General features: G+C 62.1%; 13 protein-coding genes. 4 read left to right on the forward strand and 9 right to left on the reverse strand.

All coding sequences use genetic code 11. The features are described 5' to 3' along the window. Positions 1 to 7 precede the first annotated feature (7 nt). From AC1PPK_RS18015 to AC1PPK_RS18025, 3 genes are all read right to left on the reverse strand, one after another. Positions 8 to 1,645 carry a DUF1302 domain-containing protein gene (locus AC1PPK_RS18015; protein WP_481118234.1) on the reverse strand — a complete coding sequence of 546 codons (1,638 nt, stop codon included), beginning with the start codon at positions 1,643 to 1,645 and terminating at the stop codon, positions 8 to 10. Between the two features lie 21 nt (positions 1,646 to 1,666). Then, positions 1,667 to 2,761 carry a Rieske 2Fe-2S domain-containing protein gene (locus AC1PPK_RS18020; protein ID WP_481114389.1) on the reverse strand — a complete coding sequence of 365 codons (1,095 nt, stop codon included), beginning with the start codon at positions 2,759 to 2,761 and terminating at the stop codon, positions 1,667 to 1,669. A 68-nt stretch (positions 2,762 to 2,829) separates the two neighbouring features. Next, complete coding sequence (locus AC1PPK_RS18025; protein ID WP_481114390.1) at positions 2,830 to 3,780, reverse strand: PDR/VanB family oxidoreductase; 951 nt, start codon at positions 3,778 to 3,780, stop codon at positions 2,830 to 2,832. A 242-nt stretch (positions 3,781 to 4,022) separates the two neighbouring features. On the opposite strand from AC1PPK_RS18025, the gene AC1PPK_RS18030 reads away from it, so the two are divergent. Next, the gene (locus tag AC1PPK_RS18030; RefSeq protein ID WP_481114391.1) at positions 4,023 to 5,741 is read left to right on the forward strand and encodes a sigma 54-interacting transcriptional regulator; all 1,719 of its coding nucleotides are present in this window, start codon (positions 4,023 to 4,025) and stop codon (positions 5,739 to 5,741) included. 14 nt (positions 5,742 to 5,755) lie between these two features. Here the strand turns inward: AC1PPK_RS18030 and AC1PPK_RS18035 are convergent, their stop codons facing one another. The 4 genes from AC1PPK_RS18035 to AC1PPK_RS18050 form a co-directional block, all read right to left on the reverse strand. Continuing rightward, on the reverse strand, positions 5,756 to 6,088 hold the full coding sequence (locus AC1PPK_RS18035; RefSeq protein WP_481114392.1) for a hypothetical protein: 333 nt from the start codon (positions 6,086 to 6,088) through the stop codon (positions 5,756 to 5,758). Positions 6,089 to 6,349: 261 nt separating this feature from the next. Beyond that, complete coding sequence (locus AC1PPK_RS18040; RefSeq protein WP_481114393.1) at positions 6,350 to 6,982, reverse strand: hypothetical protein; 633 nt, start codon at positions 6,980 to 6,982, stop codon at positions 6,350 to 6,352. 221 nt (positions 6,983 to 7,203) lie between these two features. After that, positions 7,204 to 9,369: a methyl-accepting chemotaxis protein gene (locus AC1PPK_RS18045; RefSeq protein WP_481114394.1), complete on the reverse strand. Its 2,166-nt coding sequence runs from the start codon at positions 9,367 to 9,369 to the stop codon at positions 7,204 to 7,206. A gap of 165 nt (positions 9,370 to 9,534) precedes the next feature. Continuing rightward, positions 9,535 to 10,713 carry a DMT family transporter gene (locus AC1PPK_RS18050; protein ID WP_481114395.1) on the reverse strand — a complete coding sequence of 393 codons (1,179 nt, stop codon included), beginning with the start codon at positions 10,711 to 10,713 and terminating at the stop codon, positions 9,535 to 9,537. Between AC1PPK_RS18050 and AC1PPK_RS18055 the strand changes: the two genes are divergently transcribed. Next, entirely contained in the window at positions 10,691 to 11,629 is a 939-nt protein-coding gene (locus AC1PPK_RS18055; RefSeq protein WP_481114396.1) for a chromate resistance protein ChrB domain-containing protein, read from the forward strand. The two genes, AC1PPK_RS18050 and AC1PPK_RS18055, sit on opposite strands and share 23 nt — an antisense overlap. Further along, complete coding sequence (chrA, locus tag AC1PPK_RS18060) at positions 11,626 to 12,987, forward strand: chromate efflux transporter (RefSeq protein WP_481114397.1); 1,362 nt, start codon at positions 11,626 to 11,628, stop codon at positions 12,985 to 12,987. The genes AC1PPK_RS18055 and chrA overlap by 4 nt, the downstream gene beginning before the upstream one ends. Before the next feature lie 25 nt (positions 12,988 to 13,012). On the opposite strand, the gene katG is transcribed toward chrA, so the two are convergent. Next, on the reverse strand, positions 13,013 to 15,208 hold the full coding sequence (gene katG / locus AC1PPK_RS18065; protein ID WP_481114398.1) for a catalase/peroxidase HPI: 2,196 nt from the start codon (positions 15,206 to 15,208) through the stop codon (positions 13,013 to 13,015). A gap of 172 nt (positions 15,209 to 15,380) precedes the next feature. After that, on the reverse strand, positions 15,381 to 16,502 hold the full coding sequence (locus tag AC1PPK_RS18070; protein ID WP_481114399.1) for an HD domain-containing phosphohydrolase: 1,122 nt from the start codon (positions 16,500 to 16,502) through the stop codon (positions 15,381 to 15,383). Positions 16,503 to 16,979: 477 nt separating this feature from the next. Between AC1PPK_RS18070 and AC1PPK_RS18075 the strand changes: the two genes are divergently transcribed. After that, on the forward strand, positions 16,980 to 18,107 hold the full coding sequence (locus AC1PPK_RS18075) for a response regulator (protein ID WP_481114400.1): 1,128 nt from the start codon (positions 16,980 to 16,982) through the stop codon (positions 18,105 to 18,107). Positions 18,108 to 18,170: the final 63 nt, after the last annotated feature.

Here is an 18,170-nt window from a genome sequence, read left to right on the forward strand (position 1 = left end):
GATGGGATCAGAAGCTGCGCTGAACCGACAGCGACACGAAATCGCGATCACCATGAAAGTTCTGATAGGAATTGAGGCCGGTCGCCGTGGCGACGGAACCCGCGGAGCCCACGTAATGGGTGTAGTTGAGCCCCAGCTGCCAAGCCTTCTGGTAGACCGCCTTGGCCCCGATGCTCACGCTGCCGCCATGCTCTGCCGGGAACAGCACGCCGTTGACCGACGAGCGCCCCCACAGGCCGTAACTCACGCCAACCGGCAATTGCAGATCCGTCTCAGGCAAGACCTGGAAATACTCCGGCGTGAAGACGAGCTGCAGCGCCCCCGCATCCCGCGTTGCATTGGGGTCGAGCGCCTCGGGGTTGTCGGTGACACGCAGCCGGCGATTGAAGGCGAACTCGCCGATAAAGGACGCGCCGTCCCACAAGGCATTGGCACCCAGCACACTGATTGCCGACAGATTCAGATGCAGTGTGTCGCCTTTCGGGAAACGGGCATTCCGGTCGCCATCTGCAGCGGGATCGTTGATCGGAAAGACAAAGCTGCCCGCTGCAACCAGCGGCATATTGGTCCGGTACGACATTTCCCCCGCCACATTGGTCTCGCCGACGAGGGTGCTGAAGCTCCCACCCACCGTGCGGATGTTCCGCCCATAGACCATGACGTAATCCTGCGGCACGACGCCGCCGGCCCCGGCATTGAAGCGGGCATAGAACTGGGGCAGCTTCTCGTGGAAGGTCGCCGCGTAAAGCCCGAACTCGCTGTCGCCGGCCTTGAAGCGAAGCTGCATGCCCCCCTGCCCCGAATTGCCGGGCTCGATGTCCTTTCCGCGCCTGGCAGGCCCGTAGGGGGTGTAGAGGATTTCTCCACCATCATCCACAAAGTCGGCAAAGCTGAAATAGCTGCCTGCCGCCGGCAGACGCGACTTGCGCCATTCGGGCTGGACGTAGGCGCCAAAGATCACGTCGGGCGTGATCTGGAGCTGCACCGAGACCTGGCCAACGGGCCGGGCCACCTCCTTGAACTGGGAGTTCGGCACGGACAGCGCACGGGCGAGATCCAGCGGCGTCTGGGCACCGGCGATGCCGTTGTTGCCGAAGAAAAGGCTCTCCCCATAAAGCTGTGTGAAACGCCCGGCCTTGACGTTGAGGTTCATCTCCCCCAGCGATTTCTTCGTATAGACGAAGGCGTCCAGCAGTTCGGCGTTGCGTCCCTGGGCAATACGAGTGTGCTTGTTGAATTCGTCGTAGGGCCCGGTCTGGTTCAGGCCGGGGGCATCGGCGGCGCTACGGTCGTTGTGGTGTTGATAGACATCGTCGTACCACCCCGCCGCGCTGATCCGGAAACCGCTGTCGCGCTTATAGCGCACCCCCAGTTCGGAGAGGATATCGACCCGGTTCGAGATGAGCCCCCGCCCGAAATTGCGGTCACCGTCATTCGTATTGACCTGCGGCGTCAATCCGGCGGTACCCGCCGGCGCAACGCTCGAATTGACGCTACGCACGCGCCAGGCCGTGCTGTATTTGAATGTGTTATCCCAAGAAATGGCGAGGTCCGGGGAGTCCGTTTCGATATTGAAGGACAATGCCGGAGCGGACAGGGCCATGCCCGCGGAGGCACAGGCGACCGCCCTTGCCATGAGCTTCATTCGCATGATCACCTTCCCCGCTTAGGCGTGCTCAAGGGCTTGGGAGCTGGACGCGCCCCCTTCGAGAGACGCGACCTCATCGGCGATCACGCTGCGCAAGATCCGGCGGGCCCGTACCGCCCCCACGTCGCTGGTGAGCAGAACCGGGTTCAGGCTCATCAGATCAGCGTTGCCGATCGCCACGTACTGCGCATCGACATAGGGACCGTCCTCGTCCACGAAGGCGTCGTGCATGCCCTTGACCTTGGCGGCGTTGTACTCGGCGTCCTCGACGAGGTGGTTTCTCCGGGTCGCAAAGAAGTAGTGGGTCGTGCCGTCCGTTTCGGGGGTCGTGGTGTGCAGGTCGTACTGCCCCACGCAATGCTCGAGATCCAGGGCCCCGTCGTCCTGGGTGGCGCCGATCTGCAACTGGACCGTGGACGGCGCCATGAATATCACTTCGACAAAATGCCGCGCTTCGGCCATAGGCTCCGGCAGGAACTGGTTCAGGATGAAGATCGGCGGGGTCTGCTTCCATTCCCAGCGGGTCGAAACCGTGCTGTTCGTCTCCCTGATCTGTGGCACCTGGGGCGTCAGTTGCCCGCGGGTCGAGATGATCTCCCCGTGCAGGTGATCGACGTGGCTTAGATCCATTACGTTATCTGTGATCAGCTCGTAATAGGTCTTCCGGTGCATGTAGGTGTAACCCACACCGTTGGGATGCCCTTCGGTCAGCGGGCCGACGTCCGGCAGTTTCGATTCGTCGGCGGGCTCGTCGCCCATCCAGATCCAGATGAAGCCGTAACGCTCGCTCAGCGGAAAGGTGCGGACACGCGCCGCACGGGGGATATGGCCGTTGCCATGGGGGTTGCGATTGCAGGCACCGCTGCAATCGAACTTCAGGCCGTGGTACTTGCAGACCACGTCATCACCGCTGCGCACCCCCATGCTGAGCGGCACGAAGCGGTGGGGGCAGCGATCCAGCAGCGCCACCGGGCTTCCGCCCTGCGTGCGGTAGATCAGCACAGGCGTATTCAGGAGCTTGCGGGCAAACAGGTCTTCCGGCCCCACCTCCGATGACAGGGCCGCTACATACCACGCGTTCTTGAGATACGTGACGCTTCGTGTTGTCTCCATTTTTTTCTCCAGGTGTGAATCCCGGGCGACAGGCCCGGTAATGACATGTGGCGATGAGGCCGCCACGTTTACAAATCGATGAGCAGGCTCGGCGTGTGCGCGCGCGAGCAGCACGGGGTGAAGCAGCGATTGCCGTCCCGTTCGGCCGCGCTGAGGAAGACGTCCCGATGGTCCGGCACGCCATCCAGAACCGGCAGGACGCAGGACCCGCAGATACCCTGCTCGCAGGACAGGGGAACGTCGACGCCGTGATCGAGCAGCGCCTGCGCGGCCGTCGTCTGCGCGCCGACTCGGACCGTGATGCCACGGCGGGCCAGGATGAGCTCGAACTCGCCGCTGCCCGTCAGCGGCGCGGCGGATGCCGAGAAATGTTCGAAATGGACCCGGGCATCGCCCCAGCCCGCCTGATTGGCCGCATCGCGGACGTGGCGGATGAAGCCCTCCGGACCACAGACATACAGATGCGCAGCGTCGTCACGTCCGGAGAGAATCTGGCGGGCCTCGAAGCGGATTTGATCCGGCTCGCTGTCGTAATAAAAGCCGACCAGTCTGGACCAGGGGGACTGCGCCAGGAAGTCCCGGTACGCGGCACGCTCGGGGCTGCGGGCGCAATAGTGGAGCTCGAAGTCGCGGCCCTGGCGGTGTAGTTCGTCCGCCATCGCCAGGATCGGAGTAATGCCGATGCCGCCCGCAAATAGAATGGAGGTGGACGCCGGAACCAGCGGAAACAGATTGCGCGGGTGGCTGATGCCCAGCGTATCGCCGGGCTTGATGTCCCGGTGCACACACGCCGATCCGCCCCGCCCTGCCGGATCGCGAAGAATGGCCACTTCATAGCTGCCGGAGCCGGCATCGGCCCTGCATAAGGAATATTGACGGACCATGCCGTTGGGCAGCGTGATGTCGATGTGCGCCCCCGCCGAGTAGGAAGGCAGCGGCCCGCCATCGACGGGTGCCAGGACAAGACTCAGAACATCTACTGCGGCTTCGCGCGTTTCGAGCACGCGTACAGCGAGCATGGGTTGAGGACTCAACACAGCTGGGGTCTCCTTTGGGATGAAAGTACGTGGGCCACTTCGGGCTCTTGCCTCTCACTTCGCAAACCCCATGCCACAGCATGAAAATCACTTCAGCTTATTGATTAATAAATATTTTTACTTTTATGTCGATGCGGCGCTAAAATTTAATTTTCTGAAAACAAAAATATCTAATTTCGTAAAACAGAAATTACCTGTTTTCGGAATATCGGAGACTCCGCTACATGCCCCATCGAGCAGCTGCCCACCTGCGCTTCATTCCCCACGAGATCGATGACAAGGAGATCTCCAGGCACGTCAAGTTCGACCCGGACAGCGGCCAGATTCTGGTGCTGGATCAGCGCATGCTGCTGATCCACGGCTTCACCCTGGCGGCCTTGCGGCGGGAATTGATGGAGCGCCTCGGTGGCGAGAGCACCCGCGAGCTGTTCACCCGCCTGGGCTACCAGCAAGGCGCAGAGGACGCCCGCCGCCTCCACGCGGCCGAGGACGGGCAGATGGAAAGGACCCTCGCCTACGGCACCCGCTTGCGCGAGATGGAAGGCTTCGTGCGGAACCAGGCCGTCGATCGGGTCCAGTTCAACCAGGAAACCGGGGATTTCTGGAGTGACTACTACTGGGAGTCATCCTGGGAGGCCGAGATACACCGCGCCCAGTTCGGCATCAGCGGCGCACCTGCGTGCTGGATGATGGTCGGCTACGCCACCGGTTTTACAACGGCGCTGATGGGGCGCCCTATCCTGTGGCGCGAGGTTGAGTGCGTGGCGATGGGACACGCCCGCTGCCGGGTCGTGGGTCAGCCCCTGGAGGAATGCGAAGACGCGGAATCCCACCTGAGCTTCCTGCAGGTCGAACACTTCATCTCCACCCCCAGGCGGCGTAGCGCAAAACCTGTTTCCCCAAACCCGCAGAAGGACACCCCTCAGCAACTGCCCGACCTGATCGGTGCGTCGCACAGCTTCAACGAGGTGGCCTACCTGATCAAACGCGTCGCCCCGACCGACGCCACCGTCCTGCTGACGGGCGAGAGCGGCGTCGGCAAGGAGCGCTTCTCCAAGGCTCTGCACGTCCTCGGCCCAAGAGCGGAGAACCCCTTCATCTCCATCAACTGTGCAGCGATTCCCCAGGAACTGGTGGAGGCCGAATTGTTCGGTGTGGAAAAAGGCGCCTTCACCGGCGCCACCGTGTCACGCCCGGGGCGCTTCGAGCGGGCGAGCGGCGGAACGCTGTTTCTCGACGAGATCAGCAGCCTGCCCCTGCATGCGCAGGGAAAACTGCTGCGCGTGATTCAGGAAGGAGAACTCGAACGGGTCGGCGACACCCAGGTCCGCCGGATCGATGTGCGCATCATCGCCGCCACCAACCGCGATCTGCGTAGCGAAGTAGAGGCAGGCCGATTCCGCGAAGACCTCTTTTTCCGGCTGAACGTATTCCCGGTCAAGATTCCCCCTCTGAGGGAACGCCGTGAGGACATTCCGCTGCTGGTGGACACCTTCGTCAAACGCTATTCGGTCAGGTTTGGCAAAACCATCGCCGGCCTCACCCAAAGCGCCGGCGAAAAGCTGTGGGCCTACCACTGGCCGGGCAACATCCGGGAACTGGAGAACATCATCGAGCGCGCGGTTATCCTCGCGGAGAACAACGGGAGCATCGACGTGGAGCATCTCTTCTCCGGCGGCGAGCAGGTGCCCGAGACCGCCCCGCCCCCCTTTCCTTCGGCAAGCGTCACGCTTCCACAAGCCGGCCCTGGAGCATCCCTTTCGGTCCATCAGGCCATCGAACGGATTCTGGACGCGAACATGGCACTTGAAGAAATCGAATCCCTGACGATCGCCGAGGCGCTGCGCCGTACCGACGGAAACCTGTCCGCAGCGGCTCGCCTGCTCAAACTACGGCGTGGCCAGCTGCAGTACCGGGTGGATAAGAGGGCTGGCGAAGGGTGAAGATTCAGCCGTGCTCAGCCAGGAATCATCCCGGCGCACACATCCTGAGTGTGGGTAACGGAAGCAGGTGCGGCTTTGCTGCGCGGCGCGGTAGCCGCCCTGGTCAGCATGAGATCTCCCGCGGTGAATGCGCGTTCGACCAGCGTTGCCAGATGCAGCGAGAAATCCTGAACGCTGGTCTTGCCCTTGACGTGCAGCAGCAGTTGCGTGACCCCGTCCGTTGTCAGGCCCGCGACGACACCTTCGGCATTGATGCGGTAGCTCACGGAGATGCAGCGCGGCCCGGGGATGAGGACTTCGACGCAGGCCACGCCGTCTCGCTCCCCCACCGGGAAATGGAATGCCACGGACTTTGCCTGAAAGACGTATCCCGATGCGGGCGTAATGGCCCCCCCACGCACATAAGCCGGCAATTCCCTGGCCCCAGCGCGACACCGGCAAGAAACCACCACGGGCGCAGGCGTCGGCAACTGGCGCACGGCACGCTGCGCGGCTTCGAACGCATCGTATGCGTGCGCCAAGCGGGCGGGCCGATCAAGACGCGGAGCGGAAACAGAGAAGACTTGCAGGGTGAGTACCTTTTTTTGCGTTTGATTTGTGAGCCTAACTCAGAAACATTTCAGCAAGATGTTCGCAGCTATGCCGCTAGGCTTGCCTGACGGTGTCGTAAAGGCAGTCAGGCAATGCTCATCGCACAAAGTTCCAAGCCTGGATTCCGACATTCCGCTGCTTGCCCGCGTGCCTCCGTCTTCATCATCTGCCAGCGCCAGAACCTGAACCTCCGCGCGAAATCGTCGGGCGGCCCGTTCCCCGACGTCGACCGCCTCCGGGGGCAGTGTTCTGGCCAGGTGGTCTGCATCGTCGCGCCCCGATGCAACGGCGTACATGAACTGAGCGGCCAGCTGTGCGGCGTCGGGGGGCAGCCTGGGGCCTACAGCGATGGCGTCATCCCATTCGCCACGCCGCAGGGCTGCACGCAACCACGCCGGCGTGAGCGGCAGGCCTTGCTGCAGCTCTCCTTGGGCTTCTTCCATCGCGCCCTGCTCATAGAGGGCGATGACACAGGCCGTCTCGCCCTCGTTAAGAGAAGGCAGCGATTGCATAACCGGTTGGCTGCCCCCACAGGAAACCCAGGCAACCGGCCCATCCGGGAAATCCGGCGCGAGGGGAAGCTGGAGCGAGGCACGCAGATTCAACAGCACCGGGACCGCCAAATACTCGGTCGACTGGATCTGCGTCAATGAGCGGGTCTGAAGCGTAGCGGCGGACAACGAAGGTACCCCCAACACGGTGTTTTTGTTGGGGTCAGATGTTGTGCCGATTGGAAGCCGACGAAAATGGAGCAATTACTTGACTTTGCCAAATTCAGCAAAATCCAAACAGAGGCAGGACCAAGGCGGAAGGCCGTGCAGCGCCTTCCGCCGGAGACGCACGTGTGCGACGACATGCACGATCGGGATGATCAACTCCGGATACGGAAACGCCCAACCAGGCCAACCAGATTCGTCGCCTGTTGACGCAGCACGACCGACGCCCGGGAGCAGGTTTCGGCATCACCGCTGTTGCGATTGGTTACGCTATCGATCTCACCGAGACCGATCGACACTTCGGAAAAGCCAGAAGCCTGTTCCTGCGAGGCTCGCGAGATTTCGGACAGCAGGTTGGAAACCTCTGTCGTCGCGTTGACGATCTCACCCAGCGCAGTGGCCGTCGTATCGGCGATGGCCGCGCCACGACGAGTCTTTTCGGCAGAGCCGGAAATCAGGCTGGACGCGCGCTTGGCCGCCTCCGCGCTACGCGTCGCCAGGTTGCGTACCTCGTCGGCGACAACCGCAAAACCGCGCCCGTGTTCTCCGGCGCGGGCGGCTTCGATGGCGGCATTCAGCGCCAGCAGATTGGTCTGCGTCGTGATCTCGTCGATGACGCGGATGATCTCGTTGATGCTGACGCCGGCCTGTTCGATCTCGCCCATTGCCGCGATCATTTCGCCCATGTGCGTGCTGGCAGTCACCGCCGAAGATTGCGCAGCCTTGGAAAGGCTGTCCGCCTGGCCCGCATTGTCGGCGTTGTCCCGCGTTGTGGAGGTCAACTGCTGCATCGCGGCCCCTATCTCAGTCACCGATGACGCGGACCGGGCGGCGCCCGTCGACAGTTCATTGCTGAGATTCGAAACCTGCTCGGCATTGGCGGTGATCTCCCGCGCCCCGTTCTGCAATTGCCCGACGACATCGTTCAGGTTGTCCAGCATCCGCTGCAAGGCCATGCCCAACTGGTCCCGGTCGGAAGCAAGGTCGATCCGGAGATTCAGATCGCCCTGAGAGATTCGTTCGGCGATATCGGCCCGGGCCTGCAAACGTGCTGCCATGTCATTGAGGGCCACGCCCAGACGGCCGACTTCGTCGTCGGAGCGACTCTCGACGCGGCTGGAAAAATCCCCCTGGCGAATAGTGTTGGCCAGTTGTTCGGCCTCACGAACAGGGCGGGCCAGAGAGGCGGCAGCGAACCACAGGAAAGTCGTGCCCCCCACCGCCGCCAGCAGGCCAACCAGCACCTGCCACCCCGTATACGCCCGGGCTTGGGCCGCGAGGTTGTTGTCCAGCGCATAGGCTTCCGCCAGCACCACGTCCTTGCTGACCCGGATCAACACCGCCCACGGCTTGCCGGTACGCCCGAGCTGGATCGGCGCCATCGCCGTGATCAGACCCGTGCTCTCATCGAGGCGCGCATCCGCTTTGCCCGTCTTGATATCGTCCAGCACGGCCGCGATGTCCTTGCCAGGCAGCAACTCCTGCAAGGGCTTGCCGATCATCTCGGGCTTTTCGCTGTCGGCAACGATCAGGCCCATGTTGCTGACAATCAGCACTTCGCCTTTGCCGCTGAACAGCCCACGATCCGCCTGCTGGGACAACTCCTGGACGAAGTTCAGGTTGTAGTCGGTTCCGGCCACACCAACGAACTTGCCATTGACCATGATCGGCACCGACAACGTGGTCAGCCAGACCTGGGTACCCTGGACGATATAGGGAAAGGGATCGAGCACGCTTTCCGTATTGGTGTCCCGCGGGCCGATATACCAGCCTCCTTTCAGGACACCGTTCGGATGCTTGTCCATGGTGTCGTATTCGACCAATGGCTGAACGGCGATATTCCCTTTGGCGTCCCGATTCCAATAGGGCGTGAAACGCCCGGTCCTTTCATTATTACCAGCCTGGCCGGTACGGAACTGCTCATCGTGGCCGTCCAGCGCATTCGGCTCCCAGCAAGAGTATGTGCCGTTGAAATCGGGATTGTTCTTCAGCACGTTCAACAGCACGGCGTTGATCTGATTACGCCCCAGGCTCAAACCGTTTTCTTTTTTTCCCAATTCGAAGACATGGGCCATGGTCCGCGCCGCATCCAGCGCCACGTCGAATTTAGCCTGAATGATACCGGCCTGGGTTCCGGCAACCCCTTTCAGACTGGCAAGCGTGTTCTCCTTTACCAGACCGCTGACCCGTTCGCTGACCAGTTGCTGGGTGTCACTTGACGAATACACGCCGAAGCCAACCGTGGATATCACCGAAACGACCAGACACGCTCCGGCAACCGCAGAAATACGATGCTGAATCGATTTGAACTTGATGGCCATACTTTCCCCTTTGATGCTCCCCTGTACAACGCCATTTCGAAAGTGTCATGGATTTCAGCGGAGCTGCTCCATAACCAGACATTTCTTATGCTCTCGAGCTATTTCGAATAGCTTCAGGCTTATTGTGCAAAGTTGATGCCATGTCAGGCCGGCCATTTGGCAGCGTCAATGGCGGTGTCCCTGATGGTGCGCATCGGGAAAATGGGCGTGGTCATGGACCATTGGTTCATGGCGATGCCGATGGGTATGCCGAGTACCAGGGGGAACCGGCGTATCGTGCACGTGTTGATGGTGGGCATCGTGGATGTGTTCGTGGGAATGTTCCATCGCCTCGTGGGCGTGGATGTGTTCATGCCTTTCGGTCAGATGCAGCCAGATACCGAGCGCCATCAGGGCGCCGGCAGCAAGGAGCGGCAGAGTAACTGGCTCCCCACCCAGTACGGCAAGGACAGCCCCAAAAAACGGGGCGACGGAGAAATACGCGCCAGCCCGGGCGACCCCCAGATGACGCATGCCGATAACGAAAAGAACGAGGCTGATGCCGTAAGCCAGCAACCCCACCACCAAGGCTGCTGAAACTGACCACAGATCCGGCATTCTTGCGCCCAACAATAGCCCCAACCCCAGGTTGACGCTGCCCGCCACGGAGCCCTTGACGGCGGCAATCCAGGTCGCGTCGGCCAGTGCCACCTTGCGCGTCAGATTGTTGTCGACGGCCCAGCACAGGCAGGCTCCAAGAACGGCCAGCGCAGGTAAGGCTCCCGAAAATCGCGCATCACCCGGCCAACTCAGAATGATGGCACCGCCGGCAATCGCAAGCATGCCGAGGGCGATGCGCCGGTCGAAGTTCTCCTTAAAGACCACCCAGGCGAGCAGAGCGGTCAGCACGCCTTCGGCATTGAGCAGCAGCGCGGCCCCCGATGCCGGCATGCCGGTCAGCCCATACATCAGCAGGACCGGCCCGATGCCCCCTCCGGTCAGCACCGCGGCGGCAAACCAGCCGGCTTCCGTCTGCTGGAGTCCGACAGGCTGTGCATGGATCACCAGGCGGTACAAGCTCAAACCGACTCCCGAGCCCAAGTACAACAGCCCCGCAAGCATCCAGGGGCTGGCAGCCTGAAGCAGCCACTTGGCAATGGGTGCGCTGGCGCCAAACAGCAATGCCGCGACGAGTGCGGCAGCAACGCCCGGACTGAAGCGAGAACTCATAGAGGTGGGAACGAACGTAATGGGCAGATTGTGACACGCACTCAAAGCTCGAACATTATGTGTCCCCAAGAACGAATTTGTAGAAATTTCTACAAAAACGTAGAGTTCGATAATGAGCGTATGGATCGCACTCATCACCAGCCTGCCCACCGGAAACGCCACCGCCCGCATGCGGGCCTGGCGCAACCTAAAGGCATCGGGTGCCGCCGTCCTGCGGGATGGGGTCTATCTGATGCCGGAACGCGAGGATTGCCGGGACGCGCTGGACACCGTCGCGACGGATATTCGAGCGGCAGAAGGAACTGCGCTGCTCGTTCGCCTTGAAGAGCCCGACGACGGCAACTTCATCGCCTTGTTCGACCGCAGCACCGACTTCGCCGCACTGCTTGGAGACATCGCGGCTGCACGAAACGGCCTGAGTCCGGACATGGCGAACGACGCCCTGAAGCAGGCCCGCAAGCTGCGCAAGACTTTCGGCAACCTGGCGGCCATCGACTTCTTCCCCGGCGAAGCCCAGAAGCAGGCCGATGAAGCCCTGCAAGAGCTCGAACGACGGGCGGCCTGGGCCCTGTCTCCGGACGAGCCGCATGCTGCCGAGCACCCCATCACCCGCTTGAACATTCAGGACTACCAAGGCCGTCTGTGGGCGACACGCCAGCGGCCATGGGTCGACAGATTGGCCAGCGCCTGGCTGATCCTCCGTTTCATCGACCCGCAGGCCACCATCCTGTGGCTGCCGTCGCCCGGCGACTGCCCGGCCGATGCGCTGGGATTCGACTTCGACGGCGCCACTTTCACCCATGTGGGCGCCCGGGTGAGCTTCGAGGTCCTGCTCGTCAGCTTCGGCCTCGAAACCCCTGCCCTGCTACGCCTCGGCGCCCTGGTGCATTTCCTGGACATCGGCGGCGTGCAGCCACCCGAGGCAGCTGGCATCGAAAGCGCCCTGGCCGGCCTGCGCGACAACATCCGCGATGACGATCAACTCCTCGGGCTCGCCGGCCACCTCTTTGACGGTCTCCTGGCCTCCTTCGAAAAAGATCCGAAACCATGAACACACCCCCGGCAGCCAAACCCGCATCCTTCGACGGAGCACCCACCCAGGTCAGCTTCTGGCAGGCCTTCCTGTTCTGGCTGAAGCTCGGCTTCATCAGCTTCGGCGGCCCTGCGGGGCAGATTGCCATCATGCACCAGGAACTGGTGGAGCGCCGGCGCTGGATTTCGGAACGACGCTTCCTGCATGCGCTCAATTACTGCATGGTGCTCCCCGGCCCGGAAGCGCAGCAGTTGGCCACCTACATCGGCTGGCTGATGCACAGAACCTGGGGCGGCATCGTGGCCGGCTCACTTTTTGTACTGCCATCCCTGTTCATTCTCATCGGCCTGTCGTGGGTATATATCGCCTTCGGCGAGATACCGCTGGTGGCCGGCCTGTTCTACGGCATCAAACCGGCAGTCACCGCCATCGTCATGCAGGCGGCGCACCGCATCGGCTCCCGCGCCCTCAAGAACAAAGTGCTGTGGGCCATTGCCGCCGCGTCGTTTGCGGCCATCTTCGCGCTCAACGTGCCCTTCCCCGCCATCGTGGCCGCGGCGGCAGCGGTCGGCTACTTCGGCGGCCGCATCGCGCCCGACAAATTCACGACCGGCGGCGCACACGGCAAGACCGACAAATCCTTCGGCCAGGCACTCATCGACGACGACACGCCGACGCCCGAGCATGCACGTTTCAGCTGGAGGAAGCTGGCGAACGTCGCCATGGTGGGCAGCCTGTTATGGCTGCTGCCGATGGGCCTGCTCACGGCCACCTACGGCTGGAGCCATACGCTGACGCAGATGGGCTGGTTCTTCACCAAGGCCGCCATGCTGACCTTCGGCGGCGCCTACGCCGTGCTGCCTTACGTGTTTCAGGGCGCCGTCGGCCACTACGGCTGGCTGACGGCGCCACAGATGATCGACGGGCTCGCCCTCGGCGAGACGACACCGGGGCCGCTGATCATGGTCGTCACTTTCGTCGGCTTCGTCGGTGGCTACATGAAGGCGGTGTTCGGCCCGAACAGCCTGTTTCTGGCCGGTGCCATCGCTGCCACGCTGGTCACCTGGTTCACCTTCCTGCCGTCCTTCGCGTTCATCCTGATGGGCGGGCCCTTCATCGAAACAACCCACAACGACCTTAAATTCACGGCGCCGCTGACGGCGATCACCGCCGCGGTGGTGGGCGTCATCCTCAACCTGGCGCTGTTCTTCGGCTACCACGTGCTGTGGCCGAAAGGTTTCGAAGGCGAGTTCGAGTGGATGTCGGCACTCGTCGCCCTCGGGGCCACCATCGCGCTGTTCCGCTTCAAGGCGAACGTGATTCATGTCATTGCCGGGTGCGCGCTCATCGGCCTCCTGCTGAAAACGCTGCTGTGAGCTTGAGGCCTGGATGGCACGGCACTCAGGTCAGATCGAAACGATCCAGGTTCATTACCTTGTTCCAGGCCGCCACAAAGTCACGCACGAACTTGCCCTGTGCGTCACTCTGGGCGTACACCTCGGTCAGCGCCCGCAGCTGTGAGTTGGAGCCGAAGACCAGGTCGACGCGCGTGCCTGTCCATTTGACTTCACCGGTCTTGCGGTCACGGCCCTCGAAGGTGTCGACAGCTTCGGACGCCGGCCTCCACTCGGTGCCCATGTCCACCAGATTGACGAAGAAATCGTTCGTCAGCAGCCCTTCCCGCGCGGTGAAGACGCCATGTCTGGCGCCGCCCACGTTGGCGCCGAGCACGCGCAGGCCGCCGACCAGCACGGTCATTTCCGGCGCGCTGAGTTTCAGCAACTGGGCTTTGTCCACCAGCAAGGTTTCCGACGGCACACGGAAGGCCTGCTTCTGATAGTTGCGGAAACCATCGGCCTGCGGCTCCAGTACCGCAAAGGACTCTGCATCGGTCTGTTCCGCCAGCGCGTCGCCGCGGCCTGGAGTGAACGGCACCTCGATGGAATGCCCAGCAGCCTTGGCAGCGCTCTCGACGGCCGCACAACCGCCCAGCACGATCAGGTCGGCAAGGGAGACCCTCTTGCCGCCGCCCTGCGCACCGTTGAAGCCCTGCTGGATTTCCTCCAGCGTCGCCAGCACCTGGGCGAGCTTCGCCGGTTCATTCACTTCCCAATCCTTCTGTGGGGCTAGGCGGATGCGGGCGCCGTTGGCGCCACCGCGCTTATCGGAGCCACGGAAGGTGGATGCGGAGGCCCAGGCCGTGGACACAAGCTCGGAAATGGACAAGCCCGATGCCAGTACCTTCGCCTTCAGAGCGGCGATATCGGCCGCATCGACGAGCGGGTGACCGACTGCCGGGAGCGGGTCCTGCCAGATCAGGTCTTCGGCGGGCACTTCCGGACCAAGGTAGCGCACCTTCGGCCCCATGTCGCGGTGCGTGAGCTTGAACCAGGCGCGCGCAAAGGCCTCGGCAAAAGCCTGCGGGTCCTTGTGGTAGCGGCGGGCAATCGGCTCGTAGATCGGGTCGAAGCGTAGGGACAAGTCGGCGGTGGTCATCATCGGCCGGTGCTTGATCGACGGGTCGTGGGCATCCGGGATCAGATCCTCATCCTTGACGTCCTTGGCCAGCCATTGCGAGGCACCCGCCGGACTCTTGACGAGTTCCCACTCATAGCCGAACAGCGTATCGAAATAACCGTTGTCCCAGGTGGTGGGATTGGGCTTCCAGGCGCCCTCGATGCCACTGGTAGTCGTGTTGATGCCCTTGCCGCTGCCAAGGCTGTTCTTCCAGCCAAGGCCCATCTGTTCGAGCGGCGCGCCTTCCGGCTCGGGCCCAACGAGTTTCGGATCGCCGGCACCGTGGGCCTTGCCGAAGGTATGACCGCCCGCCACCAGCGCAACGGTCTCCTCATCGTTCATGGCCATGCGGGCGAAGGTCTCGCGCACGTCGCGGCCGGAGGCGACCGGGTCAGGATTGCCGTTGGGGCCTTCCGGATTCACATAGATGAGACCCATCTGGACCGCGGCCAGCGGGTTGGCGAGATCGCGCTCGCCACTGTAGCGCTTGTCGCCCAGCCATTCGGTCTCCGGCCCCCAGTAGATATCCTCTTCCGGCTGCCAGACGTCCACACGGCCTCCGCCAAAGCCGAAGGTCTTGAAGCCCATGGACTCGAGCGCCACGTTGCCGGCCAGGATGATCAGATCGGCCCACGACAGCGCGTTGCCGTATTTCTGCTTGACCGGCCACAGCAGGCGGCGGGCCTTGTCCAGATTGCCATTGTCCGGCCAGCTATTGACCGGCGCGAAGCGCTGATTGCCGGTGCCACCACCGCCCCGCCCGTCGGCAGTACGGTAGGTGCCGGCGCTGTGCCAGGCCATGCGAATGAACAGCCCGCCGTAGTGGCCCCAGTCCGCCGGCCACCAGTCCTGCGAGTCGGTCATCAGCGCGGTCAGGTCCTGCTTGACCGCATTAAGGTCGAGTTTGCCGAAGGCTTCGGCGTAGTTGAAGCCCGGGTCCATCGGGTTCGAGGCCGGGGCGTGCTGATGCAGGATGCCCAGGTTGAGTTGCTTCGGCCACCAATCCCGGTTGGAACGCACTCCTGCGGTCGCCGGGGCGCCGTGCATGCCGGAAAACGGGCACTTTTGTTGTTCGCTCATGATTGTCTCCTCCTCGTCGAAACATTCAAAGGACTTGCAGAACGACAAACACGTTCCGCTTGATGGACAGCTTAGCAGCGGCCCATGGAGATACCATTTGCTTTGCCTTATCCCGGCGATATCCTGCGCCTATCCTCGCAGTGAAGGCCGCGAAAGCGTGATCCGGCGCGCCTCAGCAGCACTCCGCGCCGGTTTCGGGGTGGATGCTCTTGCCCTCGGGGTCGCCATACAGGCGCTGGATATCGTCAATGCTCGACAGACAGGCCAGGAAACTGCGCACCACGTCGGGATCGAAGTGAGTGCCGCTACTGGCCACAATGTGGCCGATGGCCTCCTCCTTGGACCAAGCCTGCTTGTAGGGGCGCTTCGAGATCAAGGCATCGTAAACGTCGCAAATTGCCGCAATGCGCCCCTCCAGCGGAATCTCGCTGCCGCGCAGGCCAATGGGATAGCCAGATCCATCCCACTTCTCGTGGTGCGTCAGTGCAATCCGCCGCGCCATCCCGATCACCTCGGCAGGATGCTCCGGGATGATGTCGCCACCGATCTCCGGGTGCTGGCGCATTACGTCCATCTCGTCGGAGGTCAGCCGGCCCGGCTTCAGCAGGATGCTGTCGGGGACGCCGATCTTGCCCACGTCGTGCAGCGGGCTCGCCACGCGCAGCATCTCGGCCCAACGTTCATCCTTGCCATAAGACAGCGCAACAGCCTCGCACATCCGGCTCATGCGGACGATATGCTCGCCGGTTTCATTGTCTCGGTATTCACCCGCGCGGGCGAGGCTCATGTTCAATTGGTGAGCCATCTCCTCCACGTGGGAGAGCATGGTGTCGTAATAGACGTAGGTGGCGAGCCCCATATCCATGAAAACCACATTGGTCACCGCGTTCATGTAACGCAGGCGCGTCTCGCGGCTGTCGGGTATCGCAGCCTGAACGATACCGGTCAGCTCGCTGAGCACGATGGCGTAGGCACCCATGTAGAGCCGCAGGTCCACGCCAAGCTGATGGTGGGTGCGGCCGATGCGCCGGGCCGCCGATAGATAATCGTCGTCGAAATTACCGGCGAAGACATGCTTTAGCCAGTGATCCTTCTGGCTGCGCCGCGCCCTGACGAGCGTATCCTCATTGCCGAAAGCCCGCGCCGACACACTGCTGGCTTTCAGCCTCGCATACAGCACATCCAGGATTTGATCGATATTGGCCTCGATGAGCGGGAGAAATTCCTTGAGGGTATCCAGCACATCCCCGTCGATCGACAGGAATTCGCACCACTGATCCAGCTTCATTTGCATCGATTAAGCCCACGCAGACCCGCTTATCCAAAAAACGAAAAAATGAAAATTTTATATCGTCAGGGACAGATTCTAATCGCCGTCAGAACACCGGTCGGTTGATAAAAATCAAACGGTGAGGACCCCAAATCCACTACCAAGCCCCATTCCGTTAAATAATTCTCGCTGTGCTTTTCTCCCCAGCAAAATGCACAGAGAGAAGATCCGCGCCAGACAATGCTCGCAGGCTCATCATTATGACAAGAAAAACTGTCTGGCAACGCCCGGCATGCAGAAAGACTCACCTATTGTGAATACGCTCCCCCAATAGCCATGGATGCGGCCTCCCCAACAGCAAATCAGCAAGCACCGAAATGCGCAAACCATGGCCCGCCCAGGTGGATCTCCATGCTAATCTCGCACCGGCTGAAGTAAGGTAAGCGCATGCTCGCGCCCCGACCGAAAACCACATCAAGGCGTGAGAGGCCAGGAAGTACCATGGGTGAAAAGGTTCGTATTGCGATCGTCGATGACAATTCTCCGCAACGCTTCATTCTGAGCAAACTGTTGGGCAATGACTACGCGGTCGAGACCTTCGAAAACGGCGATGCCTTTCTCGCCAGCACTGACGCTTTTGCGGTCGTGCTGCTCGACATCGGCATGCCCGGCCTGGACGGCTACGATACCTGCAGGGCGTTGCGCAAACGGCACGGCAGCGACGCAACGACCGTCATCTTCGTATCCGCCCACGACACCGCGGACGACCGGATTGCAGCCTACGAGGCCGGCGGCGACGATTACATACTGAAGCCGGTTGCGGCCCATGAGTTGCGCCACAAGCTGCACAACATCGTCGCCGGCCAGAAAGCGATCCATGCCCTCGCCCGCCAATCGAGCACCGCAAAAGTCCTGTTCCAGAAAGCCTTCAGCAGGGTCGGAGATCTGAGCACCGTGGTGGACGCCCTGCGCAAGCTCGCAACACTGGGTAGCCATGAAGCCGTTGCCGAGTTGTTCATCCGTATTCTCGGGGCTTGGGATCTGAACGGCGCAGTACGAGTGATCGGCCACGACGGCCCGCTGGATCGCACGACCGATGGCCCGCTGTCACCGCTGGCGGCCTCCGTGCTCGCCACCCGGCGCGACTCGGAACACCTCTTTGAGTTCGGCAGCCGTGCGCTCGTCACCTACCCGCACATCGCCATCCTGATTCATAACCTGCCGACCGACGAGCCTGAACGACGATCAGGCCTGTGCGAACATCTATCTACACTGGCGGAATGCGCCGATCTGCGCCTTCATGACATCGAGGCCCTGAATGGTCAGCCCCTCGAGGCGAACGATGGTCTCCCAAAACTGGCTGAATTCGGCCGTATATTCACGCAGATCGCAGAGCAAAGTCGCGACAATCTGTCCCAAGGGCAGCACCTGCTTGTCGAACCACTGGAAAATCTCGAACGCGCGCTGGACGGCATGAGCCTGACGGACATCCAGCGAGCCTATCTGGACGATTTGTTCCGGGCCGCCCAGGATGATTTTCATCGATATTTCGATCGGGCCACCGACATCGACCTGGAATTCCGGGAAGTCGTGGGGCGCCTGCTGAAGCAGGCAGGCAACAGGGGCTGACCGGCACCTCGAAGGCCGAAAATCGCAGCGGGCGTGGCATCGCACTACTGACCGCAGCCACCA

The sequence above is a fragment of the Zoogloea sp. JDB1 genome (assembly GCF_056724025.1).

What these genes read in the sequence shown, in the direction of transcription:
- AC1PPK_RS18070 (WP_481114399.1), bottom strand. Translation starts at nt 16,502, where the DNA reads ATGCAAATGAAGCTGGATCAGTGGTGCGAATTCCTGTCGATCGACGGG.
- AC1PPK_RS18045 (WP_481114394.1), bottom strand. Translation starts at nt 9,369, where the DNA reads ATGGCCATCAAGTTCAAATCGATTCAGCATCGTATTTCTGCGGTTGCC.
- chrA (WP_481114397.1), top strand. Translation starts at nt 11,626, where the DNA reads ATGAACACACCCCCGGCAGCCAAACCCGCATCCTTCGACGGAGCACCC.
- AC1PPK_RS18050 (WP_481114395.1), bottom strand. Translation starts at nt 10,713, where the DNA reads ATGAGTGCGATCCATACGCTCATTATCGAACTCTACGTTTTTGTAGAA.
- AC1PPK_RS18030 (WP_481114391.1), top strand. Translation starts at nt 4,023, where the DNA reads ATGCCCCATCGAGCAGCTGCCCACCTGCGCTTCATTCCCCACGAGATC.
- AC1PPK_RS18075 (WP_481114400.1), top strand. Translation starts at nt 16,980, where the DNA reads ATGGGTGAAAAGGTTCGTATTGCGATCGTCGATGACAATTCTCCGCAA.
- katG (WP_481114398.1), bottom strand. Translation starts at nt 15,208, where the DNA reads ATGAGCGAACAACAAAAGTGCCCGTTTTCCGGCATGCACGGCGCCCCG.
- AC1PPK_RS18025 (WP_481114390.1), bottom strand. Translation starts at nt 3,780, where the DNA reads ATGCTCGCTGTACGCGTGCTCGAAACGCGCGAAGCCGCAGTAGATGTT.
- AC1PPK_RS18015 (WP_481118234.1), bottom strand. Translation starts at nt 1,645, where the DNA reads ATGAAGCTCATGGCAAGGGCGGTCGCCTGTGCCTCCGCGGGCATGGCC.
- AC1PPK_RS18055 (WP_481114396.1), top strand. Translation starts at nt 10,691, where the DNA reads ATGAGCGTATGGATCGCACTCATCACCAGCCTGCCCACCGGAAACGCC.
- AC1PPK_RS18020 (WP_481114389.1), bottom strand. Translation starts at nt 2,761, where the DNA reads ATGGAGACAACACGAAGCGTCACGTATCTCAAGAACGCGTGGTATGTA.